The sequence below is a fragment of the Dactylosporangium sp. CA-233914 genome, from assembly GCF_050942935.1.
GTDB lineage: Bacteria > Actinomycetota > Actinomycetes > Mycobacteriales > Micromonosporaceae > Dactylosporangium.
On the sequence record NZ_CP192030.1, the window covers coordinates 9,474,650 to 9,489,166 of the forward strand.

16 protein-coding genes are annotated in these 14,517 nt (G+C 67.8%); 8 read left to right on the forward strand and 8 right to left on the reverse strand.

Annotated elements, in window-relative coordinates:
* The first annotated feature begins 109 nt into the window (after positions 1 to 109).
* Positions 110 to 1,585 (forward strand): alpha/beta hydrolase, encoded by a 1,476-nt coding sequence (locus tag ACQPY0_RS42010; RefSeq protein WP_432974057.1) that lies wholly within the window; start codon positions 110 to 112, stop codon positions 1,583 to 1,585.
* 41 nt (positions 1,586 to 1,626) lie between these two features.
* On the opposite strand, the gene ACQPY0_RS42015 is transcribed toward ACQPY0_RS42010, so the two are convergent.
* The gene (locus ACQPY0_RS42015; RefSeq protein ID WP_432974059.1) at positions 1,627 to 1,977 is read right to left on the reverse strand and encodes a winged helix-turn-helix transcriptional regulator; all 351 of its coding nucleotides are present in this window, start codon (positions 1,975 to 1,977) and stop codon (positions 1,627 to 1,629) included.
* Between the two features lie 54 nt (positions 1,978 to 2,031).
* Between ACQPY0_RS42015 and ACQPY0_RS42020 the strand changes: the two genes are divergently transcribed.
* On the forward strand, positions 2,032 to 2,613 hold the full coding sequence (locus ACQPY0_RS42020) for an NAD(P)-dependent oxidoreductase (RefSeq protein ID WP_432974061.1): 582 nt from the start codon (positions 2,032 to 2,034) through the stop codon (positions 2,611 to 2,613).
* Here the strand turns inward: ACQPY0_RS42020 and ACQPY0_RS42025 are convergent.
* Positions 2,610 to 2,909: a hypothetical protein gene (locus tag ACQPY0_RS42025; protein ID WP_432974063.1), complete on the reverse strand. Its 300-nt coding sequence runs from the start codon at positions 2,907 to 2,909 to the stop codon at positions 2,610 to 2,612. The genes ACQPY0_RS42020 and ACQPY0_RS42025 overlap by 4 nt on opposite strands.
* A 404-nt stretch (positions 2,910 to 3,313) precedes the next feature.
* On the opposite strand from ACQPY0_RS42025, the gene ACQPY0_RS42030 reads away from it, so the two are divergent.
* The 6 genes from ACQPY0_RS42030 (at position 3,314) to ACQPY0_RS42055 (ending at position 8,212) form a co-directional block, all read left to right on the forward strand.
* Positions 3,314 to 4,390, forward strand: a complete 1,077-nt coding sequence (locus ACQPY0_RS42030) for a TauD/TfdA family dioxygenase (protein ID WP_432974065.1) — start codon at positions 3,314 to 3,316, stop codon at positions 4,388 to 4,390.
* A 58-nt stretch (positions 4,391 to 4,448) separates the two neighbouring features.
* Positions 4,449 to 5,189 (forward strand): ABC transporter permease, encoded by a 741-nt coding sequence (locus ACQPY0_RS42035; protein WP_432974067.1) that lies wholly within the window; start codon positions 4,449 to 4,451, stop codon positions 5,187 to 5,189.
* Complete coding sequence (locus ACQPY0_RS42040; protein ID WP_432974069.1) at positions 5,182 to 6,069, forward strand: ABC transporter permease; 888 nt, start codon at positions 5,182 to 5,184, stop codon at positions 6,067 to 6,069. The genes ACQPY0_RS42035 and ACQPY0_RS42040 overlap by 8 nt, the downstream gene beginning before the upstream one ends.
* Before the next feature lie 25 nt (positions 6,070 to 6,094).
* The gene (locus ACQPY0_RS42045) at positions 6,095 to 6,877 is read left to right on the forward strand and encodes an ABC transporter ATP-binding protein (RefSeq protein ID WP_432974071.1); all 783 of its coding nucleotides are present in this window, start codon (positions 6,095 to 6,097) and stop codon (positions 6,875 to 6,877) included.
* 50 nt (positions 6,878 to 6,927) lie between these two features.
* Positions 6,928 to 7,920 carry an ABC transporter substrate-binding protein gene (locus tag ACQPY0_RS42050; protein ID WP_432974073.1) on the forward strand — a complete coding sequence of 331 codons (993 nt, stop codon included), beginning with the start codon at positions 6,928 to 6,930 and terminating at the stop codon, positions 7,918 to 7,920.
* A gap of 97 nt (positions 7,921 to 8,017) precedes the next feature.
* Entirely contained in the window at positions 8,018 to 8,212 is a 195-nt protein-coding gene (locus ACQPY0_RS42055) for a hypothetical protein (protein ID WP_432974075.1), read from the forward strand.
* 339 nt (positions 8,213 to 8,551) lie between these two features.
* Here the strand turns inward: ACQPY0_RS42055 and ACQPY0_RS42060 are convergent, their stop codons facing one another.
* From ACQPY0_RS42060 to ACQPY0_RS42085, 6 genes are read right to left on the reverse strand one after another with little or no spacing between them, the layout of a single operon-like run.
* Positions 8,552 to 9,385, reverse strand: a complete 834-nt coding sequence (locus tag ACQPY0_RS42060) for an ABC transporter ATP-binding protein (RefSeq protein WP_432974077.1) — start codon at positions 9,383 to 9,385, stop codon at positions 8,552 to 8,554.
* Positions 9,349 to 10,137, reverse strand: coding sequence for an ABC transporter permease (locus tag ACQPY0_RS42065; RefSeq protein ID WP_432974079.1), 789 nt, complete (start codon positions 10,135 to 10,137; stop codon positions 9,349 to 9,351). Before ACQPY0_RS42065 ends, ACQPY0_RS42060 begins: the two co-directional genes overlap by 37 nt.
* A 3-nt stretch (positions 10,138 to 10,140) precedes the next feature.
* Positions 10,141 to 10,926 carry an ABC transporter permease gene (locus tag ACQPY0_RS42070; RefSeq protein ID WP_432974081.1) on the reverse strand — a complete coding sequence of 262 codons (786 nt, stop codon included), beginning with the start codon at positions 10,924 to 10,926 and terminating at the stop codon, positions 10,141 to 10,143.
* A complete protein-coding gene (locus tag ACQPY0_RS42075; protein WP_432974083.1) occupies positions 10,923 to 11,888 on the reverse strand; it encodes an ABC transporter substrate-binding protein in 966 nt (321 codons plus the stop codon). The genes ACQPY0_RS42070 and ACQPY0_RS42075 overlap by 4 nt, the downstream gene beginning before the upstream one ends.
* Before the next feature lie 20 nt (positions 11,889 to 11,908).
* The gene (locus ACQPY0_RS42080) at positions 11,909 to 12,907 is read right to left on the reverse strand and encodes a TauD/TfdA family dioxygenase (RefSeq protein WP_432974085.1); all 999 of its coding nucleotides are present in this window, start codon (positions 12,905 to 12,907) and stop codon (positions 11,909 to 11,911) included.
* A gap of 13 nt (positions 12,908 to 12,920) precedes the next feature.
* Positions 12,921 to 13,772 carry a hypothetical protein gene (locus ACQPY0_RS42085; protein WP_432974087.1) on the reverse strand — a complete coding sequence of 284 codons (852 nt, stop codon included), beginning with the start codon at positions 13,770 to 13,772 and terminating at the stop codon, positions 12,921 to 12,923.
* Positions 13,773 to 14,517: the final 745 nt, after the last annotated feature.

The following is a 14,517-nucleotide window of genomic DNA, read 5'->3' on the forward strand; positions in this document are numbered from 1 at the left end:
CGGCGGGCGCCACTGTTCGATTACTGTCCGCTGTTGCCGAAACGGCGTTGTGGTCGATATGTTTCCGCTGGTCTGCGATGGTGGGATCTCGGCCGGGGGGCTCAGAAACATGGTGATCTACCAGGCGGAGGAGCCGACCCACGAGCTTCCCGCGACGCCCCCGCGCAGGCGGCGCAGACGCTCTCGTGGCCGCAAGGCCGGCGTGGCGGTGGCCGGGGTCGCGGCGGGGCTCGCGGTCGCCGGGATCGCGCAGGCGGCACGCGACGGGGCGTTCGATCACGTGTCGCTGCTCGATCATGCGGTGGCCGCCGGCGCCGAGGCGGCGGGTGGTGCGCTGCTCGTGGCCGCGTGGTGGAGCCGGGAGCGCCGGTGGATCACCCGCACACTGCCGATCCTGCTGCTGTCGATCGCCGGGCTCGTCGGCCTGATCGCGTTCGGCCTGTGGATTACCGGCACCGTGACCGACGCGTACCCGCCGTCGTTCGCGATCTGGGTCGGCGCCGGGTTCGCGGCCCTCGCGGGATGCCCGCTCATCCTGCGCCGAAGCCCGGCCGGGCACGCCGCCGGTCGCGCGCCGGCCTGGCGCCGGGCGGCGGCCGTGGTCGCCGTGCCGGCGACGGTCGCCGGGGCGTTCATGCTCATCGACCAGCAGTACGGCATCTGGCCGCAGGTCGGCGATGTCCTCGGCCATTCGGGGGCCATCGATGCCCAGCAAGCGCACAATCTCATCGGCGGCACCGCCGCACCCGGCGGGACCCCGCCCGGGCAGGGCGTGATCGTCGATCTCGACGCTCCGGCGTCCCGGTCGCACTTCAAGCATCGTCCCGGGGTCGTGTTCCTGCCGCCCGCGTACTTCGGCCCCGGCCGCGCGACCCTGCCGGTCCTCATCATGCTGGTCGGCTCGCCCGGCACCCCGATCAACTGGCTCAAGTCCGGGCACGGCCAGTCCACCGACGACGCCTACGCCGCGGTGCATCACGGGCGGGCGCCGGTCCTCGTCGTCGTCGACCAGAACGGCTCCGCGACCGGCGACACCGAGTGCGTCGACAGCCCTCAGGGCAACGCCGAGACCTACATGACCGTGGACGTGCCCGCGTTCATCACCGGCACCCTGCAGATCGAGCACAACCCGTCAAGCTGGGGCATCGTCGGGTTCTCCGAGGGCGGCACCTGCGCCCTGGACCTCGTTCTGGGCCACCCCGACATCTACCGGCACGTCATCGACTTCGGCGGCGACGCACGGCCGAACCTCGGCAACCCCGCGCACACACTCAGTGCGCTGTTCGGCGGCAACCTCGCCGCCGAGCAGGCCCACGATCCCGCGCGGCTGCTGAGCACCCGCAAGTACCCCGGCGTGACGCTGTGGTTCGGCGCCGGCGCGGACGACGCCAGGGGCATCGCCGTGGGCGAGCAGCTGGCCGCCGACGCCACCCGCGCCGGCGTCGTCAACCACCGCTTCGTCGACACCGGCGGGCACAACTGGCAGTTCGCGAGCGTCGGCTTCGCGCGGGTACTGCCCCAGATCTGCGACGAGATGGCCACCAGCGGCCTGTCCCCCGCCCCGGGCCGCCCCAGGCGTCCCTGACCCGTCAGACACCGCGCTTCGCGGTTCCGCACGAGACGTGTTCATGCCTCAATGGGATCGCGAGCGTCAAGGATCTCGTCCCAGTGATCCGCTGTCCACTCATAGACAACCTTGAGAGGGCCGAGCAGGCTCCGGCCGAGCGGTGTCAGCTCGTAGGTGACGGCACGGCCGGCCGCGGCGCGTGATATGAAGCCATCGCGTTCAAGGGTGCGCAGGGCACGGGTGAGTTCCTTGGGACTCGTCCGATGCAGCACGGCGTGCAGTTCGCCGAACCGGAGGGGCGCCGCTTCCAGCGACCGCATGACAAGCGGCGCCCACTTGTGATCCATGCGTACCGGCAGGAACGAGGAAGGGCACAGCTCATCGAACATGTCCGGCTCCGGGCGGCTCATGGATCGAGGATAGATACCCGATCGGTAACCATGACCTCGCCTATGGTCGTCGCCATGCTGAAGATCGTTGTTTTCGGTGCGGGTGGTAAGGCTGGTAGCACGGCCGTTGCGGAGGCGAGGGCGCGCGGTCATGAGGTCACGCCGCTCGTGCGGTCCATGGCAGATGTCACGGATCCCGCGGCTGTGGCCAGAGGTGCGGTGGGGCACGATGTGGCGATCGCGGCCGTGGCTGAGGCCTCTGCCGATCCCTCCGTGTTCTTCCGGGCGGCGGCCGAGAGCCTCGTCACCGGGTTGAAGGAGGCGGGGGTGAGCCGTCTCGTCTGGGTAAGCCTCGCGTCGCTGCTGCCCGACGCGAGTGGCGTGCCGATGGCGGACTCGGTCGGTTTCCCGGCCGAGTTCCAGCCCTTCTCCGTGGCCCACCGCACGGCCCTGGACATCATCCGCGGTTCCGGCCTCGACTGGGTCGCGGTCAGCCCATCGGGCAACTTCGACCTTGAGGGCAAGCCCGCCGGCGTGTACCACCTCGCGCCAGGCGACCTGGCACAGCACATCACCTACGCCGATCACGCGCGCGCCCTGATCGATGAGGCCGAGCGAGCCCAGTTGCGCCGAACGCACATTGGGGTGACGAACTAGCCGCACTCGGCGTATCCCCGCTTGAAGGCGAGGACACCCAGTTCACTCGCGAGAGCCGCGGTCGGGTCGGGCACACCGCGGGCGATGAGCGCACGTGTCATCGCGTCCGCGAGGCTGGCGCTCTTGAGGGCGTCACGCTCCTGAAGCTCGGTGCTGGCGGCCACACCGTCCGCGCACTCGTCCGCTCCGACGCGTCTGCGCTGGCCGCCGAGAAGGCCGGCGCCCTGGCCGTCTGGACGCTCCAACGCGTAGATGCGGCCGACCGGCAGCGGCGTCTGGCGCGACTCCCTTGACACTCCCTTGCCAACCCTTGCAAGATGTCGTCTTGTAGGACGAGACGCGGAGTGGAGGTGAGGAAGTGGCTGCGGAGTGCCTGACGACCCCCTATCTTCCTGTCACCCCGACCCACACGCGCGCTCGCAACAACCCGAAGCGTCATGGCATTCGCTATGGTGCCGCCGTCGGCGGCATCATGATTCTCTTTTGAATGCCCAGCCCGCAGCCCGCAGCGCGTCGCGGGCCGTCCGATAGTGCGCGGCCACGCTCGACCGGCGGCGATCGGCTCCATGTTCCGGCGGTAACCGCCGTCGAACAGACCTGACAATTCTCTTTCCCAGTGATGGACGCCCGGCCGTCTGCGCCGATTCTCGTCCAAAGCAGCGCCGTGGGTCGCTGACGACTTTACATTCGGGAGCATTCAATGACAGCAATTCTTAACCGCATCGACGGGCCCGCCGCGTGGCGGGGTGACGAGATCGCGGACAGCACCTCCTGGCAGTACCAGCTGAGCGACCCCGAGATCGCCGAGTTGGAGCGGGTGGGGCGAGCCTTCGTGGACGACGACCCGGATCTGCGGACCGTCACCGCCGAGCAGTACCCCTTGCCAACCTGCGAGGCGGGCCTCAAGCGGTGGGCGGCGGACCTCGACAACGGCCCCGGCTTCGTCCTCGTCCGGGGCCTACGCGTCGAGCACTACAGCGACGCCGTCTCGGCCGCGATCTTCTTCGTGCTCGGGCTCCACCTCGGCAACCCGATGCGGCAGAACGAGTTGGGCGACCTTCTCGACCACATCCTCGCCACCTCCGACAAGACCCGAAAGGACCCCACCGCCCTCGGTTCCAAGATCCGCGACGAGCTGGACTTCCACTCCGACAGCTCCGACGTGGTCGCGCTGATGTGCCTGCGTTCGGCGAAGGCCGGCGGGGCGAGCAGCCTGGTCAGCGGCGCAACCCTCTACAACGAGGTGCTCACCCGCCGCCCCGAGCTGGCCCACCTGCTGCTGGAGCCGTGGTACTTCGACTGGTACAAGCAGGATCACGACGCGCCCGCGCCGTACTACACCTCGCCGATCGTCAGCAACGTCGAGGGAACGTTCAGCATCTACGCCGGCAGCAAGATCATTTTCTCGGCGCAGGACTATCCGGAGGTGCCCCGGCTAACCGACGAGCAGGTCGAGTTGCTGCACCTGCTCGACGACATCGCCCGGGTGCCCGGGATCGCACTGGACATGGATTTTCGCCCCGGCGACATCCAGTGGTTGCTGAACTACGCCGCACTGCACTCCCGTACCGCATTCGTCGACTGGCCGGAGCAGGGACGGCGCCGCCACCTGATGCGGCTCTGGCTCAAGCGCGACGTGGGGCGCCCGCTCGCGCCGAACTTCGGCCGGCACGTGGTGAAGTCCCGCACCGAGACGCGCGACGCGAACGCCGTCGACGACCGGGGTCGGTTCAGCATCCGCCTCGCGGCGCTGCCCCGCTTCGACTGGGGCCTGTAGGTCGGTAACGGCAGGGGCCGGAAGGGATGACATGGAAATAGGAAGACGACTCCGCTCGGTGACGCTCGGCCTCCTCGGCGTGCTCACGGTACTGCTCGCCTGGCAGTTGATCCGGGTGGTGAACCTCATTCCCGAGAACTCCCTCTCCGGCCCCGTGCCGGTACTCGGCCGCGTTCCGCAGCTGATCGCCGCCGCCGAGTTCCGCAACGGCCTTCTCGACACGATGCAGACGTGGGCGATCGCGCTCGGCCTGGCGACACTCACCGGGGTCGTGATCGGAACTCTGTCGTCCACGATCCCCGGGCTCGCCGCCCCGACGGCGGTCACGGTGGATGCCTTCCGGGCGATCCCGTCGACCGCCCTGATCCCGATCGCGATCCTGCTGTGGGGCCTGGGCACCGAGATGAAGGTCGCGGTAGCGGTCTACGCGATCGTGTGGCCGATCCTGATCAACACGATCTACGGTCTGTCGAGCGTCGAACCGATGCGCGTCGACGCGGCGAGGTCGATGCGCTTTTCCTGGCTGCGCACTCAGCTCGCCGTTTCCCTGCCGAGCGCGTTGCCGTCGATCTTCACCGGTATCCGGATCGCGTCGGGAAGCGCGCTGGTCGTGGTCATCAGCACCGAGTTGCTGGGTGCGCTGTCCGGGGTCGGCACGGTCCTGGTGTCGTACCAGCGCGCCGGCCGCTCGGACTACGTCATCGCCGGAACCCTGATCGTCGGCGTCGTGAGCGTCATCGTCTACGGCGCCATCACCTGGCTGGAGCACCGCATCGTGAAGTGGAAGTCCGTTGACTAGCCCCATCGCCGAGGCCGCGACCGCCAAGTCTGAACCCGTTACCGCACAATCGCGGCAACGGTCAGATCCACAGCTGGGCAAGCGCATCCGGGCGGCAGTCCGGTCGCTGCGCAACGGCTGGCTGCTGGTGGTGGTGCTGGTGCTCTGGGAGCTCTACGCCCGGGCGAACCCGACGCTCTTCTTCCCGCCGGTCACCGCGATCGCCGGACAGTTCCGGCGGGATTGGCTCTCCACCGACGTCACCCAGGCGTTCTTCTCCGACCATTTCTGGGCCACCGTGGTGCCGAGCATGTGGCGGCTGATCCGAGCGATGCTCCTGGCGTTCGTCGTCGGCGTGGTCGGCGGCGTGCTCGTCGCCCGCAACTCGATCATCCGGGGCATGTACAGCCCAATGATCCGGTTCTGGCTGGCCACGCCCAAGGTCGTGCTGCTGCCGGTGGCGCTACAGGTCTTCGGCGTCTCGGACAGCCTGAACATCTTCGTGATCTTCTTCGGCACCGTCTGGCTCATCATGATCCACACTGCCGACGGGGTGGGCGCGGTGAAGGAGTCCTGGCTGCGCAGCGCCCGCAGCATTCACCTCTCCCGCTGGCAACTCTACTCGCGCGTGATCCTGCCCGCCGCCGCCCCGCAGATCATGGCCGGCATCCGGATCAGCATTGGCGTGGGGCTGATCATGTCCATCATCTCCGAGTTCTACGCCACCACCGAAGGCCTGGGCTACGAGGTGCTGCGCGCACAGGAGAGATTCCGATACCTGCCGATGTGGTCGGCATTCCTGCTCATCGCGATCATCGGCCTCATCCTCAACCTCGCCGCCGCCCGGCTGGAGCGCCGGGTGCTGCGCTGGCAGCGTCGCACCGGCCTGGGCGCACTGTGAAGCCGGAGCGTCGAAAGGACGCGTCATGAACCTGATTGTCGACAGCATCTCGAAGAGTTACCCGAGCGCCAAGGGAGAACCCCGGCTCGCGCTCGCGGAGACCTCCGTCACGATCGGCCAGGGGGAGTTCGTCTGCGTCGTGGGGCCGAGCGGGTGCGGCAAATCCACCATGCTGATGATGATGGGCGGTCTGCTGGCACCCACCAGCGGACAGGTACGCCTCGGCGACAAGCGGGTGGTCCGCCCACCCGCCGGTCTCAGCGTCGTCTTCCAGGACTACGGCCGATCGCTGTTTCCCTGGATGAACGTCCGCCGCAACCTCGCGATCGCCGGCAAGGCCGCCAAGCTGTCTCGGGCGGAGACGGCCGAGCGGGTTCGCGCGGCACTCGCCGCGGTCGGACTCGACGCTGTCGAGAACCTCTATCCGTGGCAGATGTCCGGCGGCATGCAGCAGCGTACGGCTATCGCCCGCGCGCTCGTGGTGCGTCCGGACGTGATGCTCATGGACGAACCCTTCGCGGCCGTCGACGCCCAGACTCGCGCCGACCTCGAGGATCTCGTGCTGCGCGTACGCCACGAGTACCAGATGAGCGTCGTCTTCGTGACGCACGACATCGACGAGGCGGTGTATCTCGGCGACCGGGTGCTGGTGATGCGGGCGAACCCCGGCCACCTCGTCAGCGATCTGCGCATCGACCTGCCCCGTCCCCGGGACCAGGTGAGGACCAAGCTCGAACCTCGCTTCGCGCAGTTGCGCAGTGACATCTTCCGCCAGATCATGCGTCCCGCCGAGACGACCGTGCAGTAAAGCCAACCCATGCACCCACAATCGCGAACCCTGCTCAGGAGGAACAGAAGATGCTGTCAAGACTCAGAGCCACAGCGGCGATCAGCACCGCACTGTTAATTGCCGCCGGTGCCTCGGCATGTACGTCGGCCTCGCCCTCTGCCGAGGCGGGCGGCGCGGAATCCGGGGGAACGACAACCCTGCGCGTGACCTCGCTGTCGCTGTGCAACGAACTGTCCCTCTACGCGCTCGACAAGGGCATCTTCAGCAAGCACGGAATCGACGTGAAGCTCGTCAACGTCCAGTCCGGCTCCGCGGGCATCGCGGCGTTGCAGGGCGGGTCGACCGATGTCGCCTTCGTCAGTCCTCAGGCGTTGCTCACCGCCATCCAGGAGGGCGTTGACATGAAGATCATCTCGGACGGCGGTGAAACGACCAAGGACAGCCAGGGGATCATCGTGAACAACAGCTCGGGCATCGCCGGCCCGGCGGACCTGCAGGGGAAAACAATCGCCGTCAATGATCTCGGCGGCACGATCGTGACGTTGATCGAGGCATGGATCCAGGCCGCCACCGGGCAGAAGTCGACCGCGAAGTTCGTCGCCCTCGGCTTCGCCGACATCGAGCCGGCCGTCGAGAACGGAAAGGTCGACGCTGGTGCCGTCACGGCCGCGAGCGTCCAGAAGATCACCGCAAGTGGCAAGGGCAAATCAATCGGCAACCCCACCTTCGAACAGGTCGGGGCGACTCCCAACGCGCTCTACGCCGTGACGTCGTCGTGGTTGTCCAAGAATCCGAAGGCCGCCGAGAAGTTCGTCGCCGCCATGCAGGAGGCCGCCGACGCGGCCAAGCAGCCGGCCAACAACACCGAGAAGTTCGCCATCCTGTCCAAGTACTGCAAGACCCCGGCGGAGACACTCACCCAGGTCGCCGAGATCGCGTACTCCGGCTACATCGACATGAAGGCCTTCGACAACGCCGTACAGCAGTTCAAGAAGGCCGGCGTCCTGAAGCCGGAGTTCGACGCGGCGGCTGCGGTCCCCGAATTCGCACGAGCGAAGTAGCGCCAGTCCCACCCCTGCTGGTCACCTTGTCCGCGGTCGGCGCGGCGGGATCCTGGCCGAAACCGGGGACCTGACCCGGTTCGCGACCGCCCGCAGCGTGGTCGAACACGCCGGCCTCAACCCGGCCGAGAACGCCTCGGCCACCTTCCGCGACCAAACCCAACTGTCCCGCCGCGACACCCCGCTGCGCTGGCTGCACGCCATCGTCACCCGCCGCTGGCCGTTCCACCCCGACATCGCCACCGGCCTGCTCCACGCCACCAGCCGACACACCCAGGCGGTGGCCGCCTGAACACACCAGCAGCGCCTACGGCACAACCGCCGACAACTGGCTCGATCGCACGCTGCCGGGAGCCCGCCACCAGCACAGGGACCAGCCCGTTCGATGATCTACGTAGCGACGCGGAACACCCGGCGGAGCCCCCACCACCCGGCGCAGGGACTGAGCCGGGCCGGCAAAACCGACCCGGCTCAGTCCGCATACCCGCCAACCGACCAGCACACACCCACCAGCCACCTGACGAGTTGCACAGAAGCCGCCACGATCCGGTTGGAGAACCCGTCACGGACCGGACCGAGCACGGGAATGCGGCCCGATGAGCCTGCTCGTCGGGCCGCGTTCCCACACCACTCACTGTCCCATGACGAGATCCATCACCTCGCTCCGGAGCTTGCCGAACAAGGGCTCCTGCTTGGTGGCGATCTGGTCACGGTCGCGCGGCAGTGGGACGTCCACAGTGGCCTTCACGGTCGACGGGCCCCTGCTGAGCACCACCACCCGGTCGGACATGTAGATCGCCTCGTCGATGTCGTGGGTGATGAAGAGGATGGACTTGTTCCATTCCTTCCAGACCCGCAACGTGAGGTCCTCGAGGCTCATCCGGGTCTGCGCGTCGACCGAGGCGAACGGCTCGTCCATCAGCAGGATCTTCGGCTTGTTGATGAGCGCGCGAGCGATCGCCACGCGCTGCTGCATACCGCCCGACAACTGCCACGGATACTTGCCGATCACCGATCGCGGCAGGCCCACGGACTCCAGCAGACTGTCGACCGCAGCGGCCACGTCGCCCTTGCCGGCGCCGGTTCGCTTGAGCGGCAACCCGATGTTGCGCTCAACCGTCAACCACGGGAACAGCGAACGGCTGTAGTCCTGGAACACGATCGCCATCTCCGCGGACGGCCCGTCACCGATCGGCTCACCGAACGAGCGGACTTGACCCGAGCTCGGGGCAAGCAGCCCGGACACGCAATTGAGCAGCGTGGTCTTGCCACTTCCGGACGGTCCCACGATCGAGACGAACTCGCCGGCATAGACCTCGAGGTCCACCCGCTCGATGGCCCGGTGGTCGACGCCGTTGGCGCCATATGTCTTGGACAGCCCCTCGACGACAAGCGCCGCGGTGGCCGTACCCGTGTTGCTCATCTTCCTTATCTCCCTACCGTTGGCCGCCCACGGACCGCCCACCGCTCATACAGGGCGAAGAGCGCGTTGAGCAGGATGCCGATCGCACAAGCCATGACCACTCCGGCGAACATCTTTGGCGTATCGAACTTTTGCTGCTGCAGGAGGATCTCGTAACCGACGCCTGATGTCGACGCGTACAACTCGGAGCTGACCATCAGCACCACCGCGATTCCCAGGCTGACCCGCGCACCGGTCAGGATGCGGGGCAGCGCGGCCGGCAGCACCACGAACCGGTAGAGGTCGAGCCCGCGCAACCCGATCGCCCTTGCACTGTTGAGCGTCAGCCGATCGACGCTGGCGACCCCGTCCATGGTGTTGAACAGGACCGGCCAGATCGAGCCGAACGCGATCACGAAGATCGGCATCCGATCGTTGATGCCGAGCAACACGATCGCGATCGGGATGAGCACCACGGCCGGGGTGGCGACGCCGAGGCGTACCAGCGGCACGCACAGCCATTCCGCGCGCCGGCTGCGGCCCAGCAGCACACCGACGAACGTGCCGACAAGGATGGCGAGCGCGTAGCCGAGCACCAAGCGGTACATGCTCGGGCCGACGTCGGCGATGAACGCGTCGGAGACGAACAACTGGCTCGCCGGCCCGCTCAGCCAGAGGTCGACGAACGCATCGGCCACCCGGCTGGGCGGTGGGGTGAAGTCCGAGGCGCGCCAGCGCAACACGACCTCGGCCACGAGTACGAGCGCGACCACGAGCCATACGTACGAGACGAACCGGACGGCGATTCTGCGCACCGCTCACTCCTGCCTGGATGGGCGCCAGCGGATGACGCGCCGTTCCACTAGCTGAGCCGAGATATTGAGCACCATGCCGGTGATACTCACCGCGAGGACGCCGGCGTAGACCGAGTCGACCCGCTGCGCCTCCTGGTAGCTCACGAGCACGGTGCCGACGCCGCTGGTCGCGCCGAGCAGTTCGGCGCTCAGCGTCACCACGAACGCGATCCCGGTGGCGACCCGGATGCCGGTCACCACGTACGGCAGCGTGGCGGGCAGGAGTACACGGCGGATCGTCTCCAGCCGGCCGAAGTGCAGCGCCCGGGCCACCTTCAACGTCAGCGGCTCGACGCTGCGCACGCCGTACATGGTGTTGACCAGAATGATCCAGAAGACCGAAAAGGCCACCACTGATATCTTCATCTGCGGCCCGAGGCCGATGACCACGATCGCCGCCGGGATCAGCGTGACCACGGGCAGCGCGCGACCAATGTCGATCACCAGGGCACTGGCCTGGGCCAGCGGCTTAAAATAGCCGATCAGCAGGCCGACCGGCACGCTGATGACCGCGGCGAGGCCCAGGCTGACCGCCCAGGTCGAGAGCGTGTCGACGTACTCGCGCACGAAGTCGGCGTCATTGAGCAGGCCCCACAACGCCTGGGACACCGCGAGCGGGCTGGGCAGGCCCGACGCGGGCACGACGCCCGCCGCTACGACGGCGGACCAGCCGGCGACGACGAGACAGAGTCCCGCCACGCCCCACATCACCGGCTGGCCGCGTCGCCAGCCGCTTCGCACGGTGTTCATCCAGCCGGCTCGTACAGCAGGCTTGAGGTGTCGACCTTGTGGGGAATCGCGCCGAACTCGAACGCGATGTCGGCCGTCTTCTGCAGCGCGACCGGGTCCACCTCGCTGGACAGGTCCTCGAACTGGCTGGCCCGGATGGCCTCGACGGTCGTCTTGCCGAACTCGGCCGCCATCGCCTGCCACTCCGCCTCGTTCGCGGGATCCTTGATCTGCTGCAGCGCCTCGTCCATCGCGGCCCGGAACTTTTTGAGCTTCTCGCCGTTGCCGGCCGCGAACTTCTCCGACGCGACGTAGCTTCCGTAGTTGACCCGTCCCTGCACGTCGGAGTATGGATCGCCGAGCCAGATCGCAGCACCCTTGCCGACCAGCGTCTGGCCGACAACGCCGCTGGCGTTGATCGCGTCGACCGCGCCGCGCTCCATCGAGGTGGCCATCTGTGCGCTTGGGATGTTCACATACTTGATTTTCGTGTCGTCACACCCGGCCTTACGGACCGCCGCGCTGAGGTAGATCTGGCCCGGTCCGTTCAGTTCAGTGACCCCGACGGTCTTGCCGACCAAGTCGCAGTAGGTCTTCGCGCCGCTCTTCGTGGTCGCGAAGACACCCCGGCTACGCTTCGGGTCTGGCGGCGTCGCGTTGAAGTACGCACCGATCACGATCTTCACCTTGATGCCCTGCGAGGCCGCGAGGATCGCGCCCCATCCGCCGGAGAACGCCAGGTCAACCTGGCCAGAGTCGGCTGCGGCGACCGCCGACGCGGAGGACGCCAGGGTAACCGGCTCCACGGCAACGCCGTGCTTCTCGAAGATCTTCTTCTTGAGTGCCCACACCAGCGTGATTTCGTTGGGGAAGCCGATCTGCGTCACCCGCAGCGGTGCGCCCAGCGACGCGTCGGTCCTGCTGGAGGAGCCGCCGTCGGAAAAGCATCCCGAGAGCGCGAAGACGCTGACCGCGGTCAGCACGGCACCGATGCGCGCGAGTCTCATCTGGCCGCTCCGTGCCGTGCGACGGTACGGGGAACGATCCCGCCCTCGACGAAGTCCTTCGGCAGCCCCAACTCCCGGTCGAGGACGAGCCACAGCCGGATCAGGTCACGCTTTCGCTCGGGCTCCGGGTAGTCCTCGTAGTCCGTCCGGGCGTGCATGATCGTGTAGTTGTTCAGGAACTGGATGTCGCCCGGCGCGAAGTTCATGTTCAGCGGGAAATCCGGCGAGTTGTCCAGTTCGTCGAGCAGGTCCATGGCCTCGATCTGCTGCGGCGTCAGCTCCGGCACGCCCTCGCCGCGCGGCGCGGAGTCGATGTAGGCGCGCCCGTAGTGTGCGAACAGCCGGCCGTCCTCGATCGCGAAGATCGGGCACTGGAAGAAGCTCTCCGGACCGTTGCCGGATCGGCGGTCGTGCCACCACGGCTCGTGCAGCAGGTCGGCGAGGTCGGGGCGGCGCCGCACGATCTCGTCGTGCACCGCGACCGAGCTGATGATCGTGCTGACTCCGCCGCGCATGGCCGGTCGGATGCACAGCAGCGCGACCACGTCCGACGAGTCCGCGTGGTAGTCGAGGCGGGCCGCGGTCTGGAAGCCCCGTACCAGCGGGTCGTTGCGGTCCACGCCCTGGTCGCGCACGTGGATCAGCAGGTCGTCCTCGCCCCGCTGATGGATCGGGATGCCGACGTGGAGCCCGATCCCCCAGTACATGAGCTCCGTCTGCCGCTCGGTCAGCCCTTCGACGGGCACCCCGCGCAGGAGCAGGAAGCCACGGCCGTCGACGAGCTCGTCGACGATTCCGGCGAGCACCGTGCCCAGCGTCGGGAGCGGGAATCGCTCCTTGGTGATCTCCCGTAGTCCGATCCCGGGCCGGTCCACCCCGGCCAGCGCAGCGTGCAGTTCGGCCACGTGTGCCGGGGTCAGCTCGATCTTCCAGTCCGGCAAGTCGGCGATCTCCGGCCCACGCCACGCCGCGGGCCCGCCTACGATCTGTGCCATCAACCTGTTCCTTTCAGGACATCCGCGCGTACGCGGGGAGGGTGAGAAAGTCCGCGAAGTCTTCGGCCAGGGCCAGTTCGACGAACAGCGGGCGCGCCGCGGCAACGCCGTCGAGCTTGTTCAGTTCCTCGTCGATGACCTGATCGACAAGCTCCCGGGTGACCACCTGTCCGGTGTCGAGCACCACGCCGGCCCGTATCCACTGCCACACCTGCGAGCGGGCGATCTCGGCCGTGGCCGCGTCCTCCATGAGGTTGAAGATGGCCACCGCGCCGGTGCCGTTCATCCACGACGCGAGGTACTGCAGCGCCACGCTGACGTTGTTCCGCAGCCCGTCCTCGGTCACCGTCGCTCCCGCGGACGCCAGGTCGAGCAGGGCTGCGGCATCGGGCACAACATCGTCGCGGGTCTTGCCGATCTGGTGGGGCGCGGCGCCCAGGACGCGGTCGAACTCGTCACGACACAGCGGTACGAGGTCCGGATGCGCCACCCACGAGCCGTCGAAGTTGGCGTCCTCGAGGTCGGCGAGCCAGACCCGTGCACCGGAGTTGAGCGCGTTGATGGTCATCCGGCGGTCGGTCGGTCCGGTGATCTCGACCCGGCGGTCGAGCAGACCCGGCGCGGGCGGGGCCACCTGCCAGTCGCCCTCGCGCACGGCGGCCGTCTCCGGAAGGAAGCCGAAGGTCTCCCCCGCGTCGATCCGCTCCTGCTGCCGCTGCTGCAGCTCGAGCAGTTCGTCGCGGCGCGCGCCGAAGCGCCGGTGCAGCTCGGCGACGAACGCGATCGCGTCCGGCGTGAGTATCTGCTCGAAGCCCGGCTGATTGGCGCCGGTGATCCGTACTGCTGACTCCACGGGGAAACCCATGGGCATGTCCTCCGTTGGCATCACTCACCGACCAGGCGGCGCAGCCCGCGGGAACGCACCATCGCCGGCGCTGGCTTGCCGGCAGTCCTGGCTGCGGCGTTCCGCGTCGCTGGCTCGCTTGGTGGCGATCGTTGGAAGAAGGGGGTGTTGGCGGTACGTACGTCTCGATCACGGACGCAGATACGGCGGCCGTATCGACAGTTAATCAGCGTGAAACACTATTGATCGAATCCTTTATGCGAGACGCCATCTTGTCAAGTGATCCGGTAGGACACTTTGAGGAGGCTTTCGCAGCTGAGCGCTTCGCGGCCCCAGAACCGCGTTACGTCCGGTCGAGTATGCGTACGGCGACCGCTTCCGCAGGCCGGCAGACCGAGATCCGTGTCATTCATGAGGCCCGTCGCCTCACGCATTCCGGGGAATGTTGAGCCCCCGCAGGACCTGGCACGCAGCGAGCGCGAGGTTGAGCCTGCTCAGGTGGGCGGCTCGGGCGCGTTTCAGGGGTGTGCTGGCCCACCAGGCATCGAGGCGGATGGTTGATGGCGGCGGCGAGGCATGCTCGAGGCCGACGTTGCCCACCCCGGCGGAGCGGGCGTGGCGGGTGCCGCAGACCGCGACCTCGATGACGGCGCGGGCGCGGTAGTCGGCTTTCCAGGCCGTCGGTGGCCTGCTCGGCGCGGGCGGGGCGAGGGCATCGACATCGAGACCTCACCTCACCAGCGACGATGATCTATCAGTACCTACC

What these genes read in the sequence shown, in the direction of transcription:
- ACQPY0_RS42080 (WP_432974085.1), bottom strand. Translation starts at nt 12,907, where the DNA reads ATGGCACAGATCGTAGGCGGGCCCGCGGCGTGGCGTGGGCCGGAGATC.
- ACQPY0_RS42020 (WP_432974061.1), top strand. Translation starts at nt 2,032, where the DNA reads ATGCTGAAGATCGTTGTTTTCGGTGCGGGTGGTAAGGCTGGTAGCACG.
- ACQPY0_RS42085 (WP_432974087.1), bottom strand. Translation starts at nt 13,772, where the DNA reads ATGGGTTTCCCCGTGGAGTCAGCAGTACGGATCACCGGCGCCAATCAG.
- ACQPY0_RS42015 (WP_432974059.1), bottom strand. Translation starts at nt 1,977, where the DNA reads ATGAGCCGCCCGGAGCCGGACATGTTCGATGAGCTGTGCCCTTCCTCG.
- ACQPY0_RS42050 (WP_432974073.1), top strand. Translation starts at nt 6,928, where the DNA reads ATGCTGTCAAGACTCAGAGCCACAGCGGCGATCAGCACCGCACTGTTA.
- ACQPY0_RS42030 (WP_432974065.1), top strand. Translation starts at nt 3,314, where the DNA reads ATGACAGCAATTCTTAACCGCATCGACGGGCCCGCCGCGTGGCGGGGT.
- ACQPY0_RS42045 (WP_432974071.1), top strand. Translation starts at nt 6,095, where the DNA reads ATGAACCTGATTGTCGACAGCATCTCGAAGAGTTACCCGAGCGCCAAG.
- ACQPY0_RS42070 (WP_432974081.1), bottom strand. Translation starts at nt 10,926, where the DNA reads ATGAACACCGTGCGAAGCGGCTGGCGACGCGGCCAGCCGGTGATGTGG.
- ACQPY0_RS42010 (WP_432974057.1), top strand. Translation starts at nt 110, where the DNA reads ATGGTGATCTACCAGGCGGAGGAGCCGACCCACGAGCTTCCCGCGACG.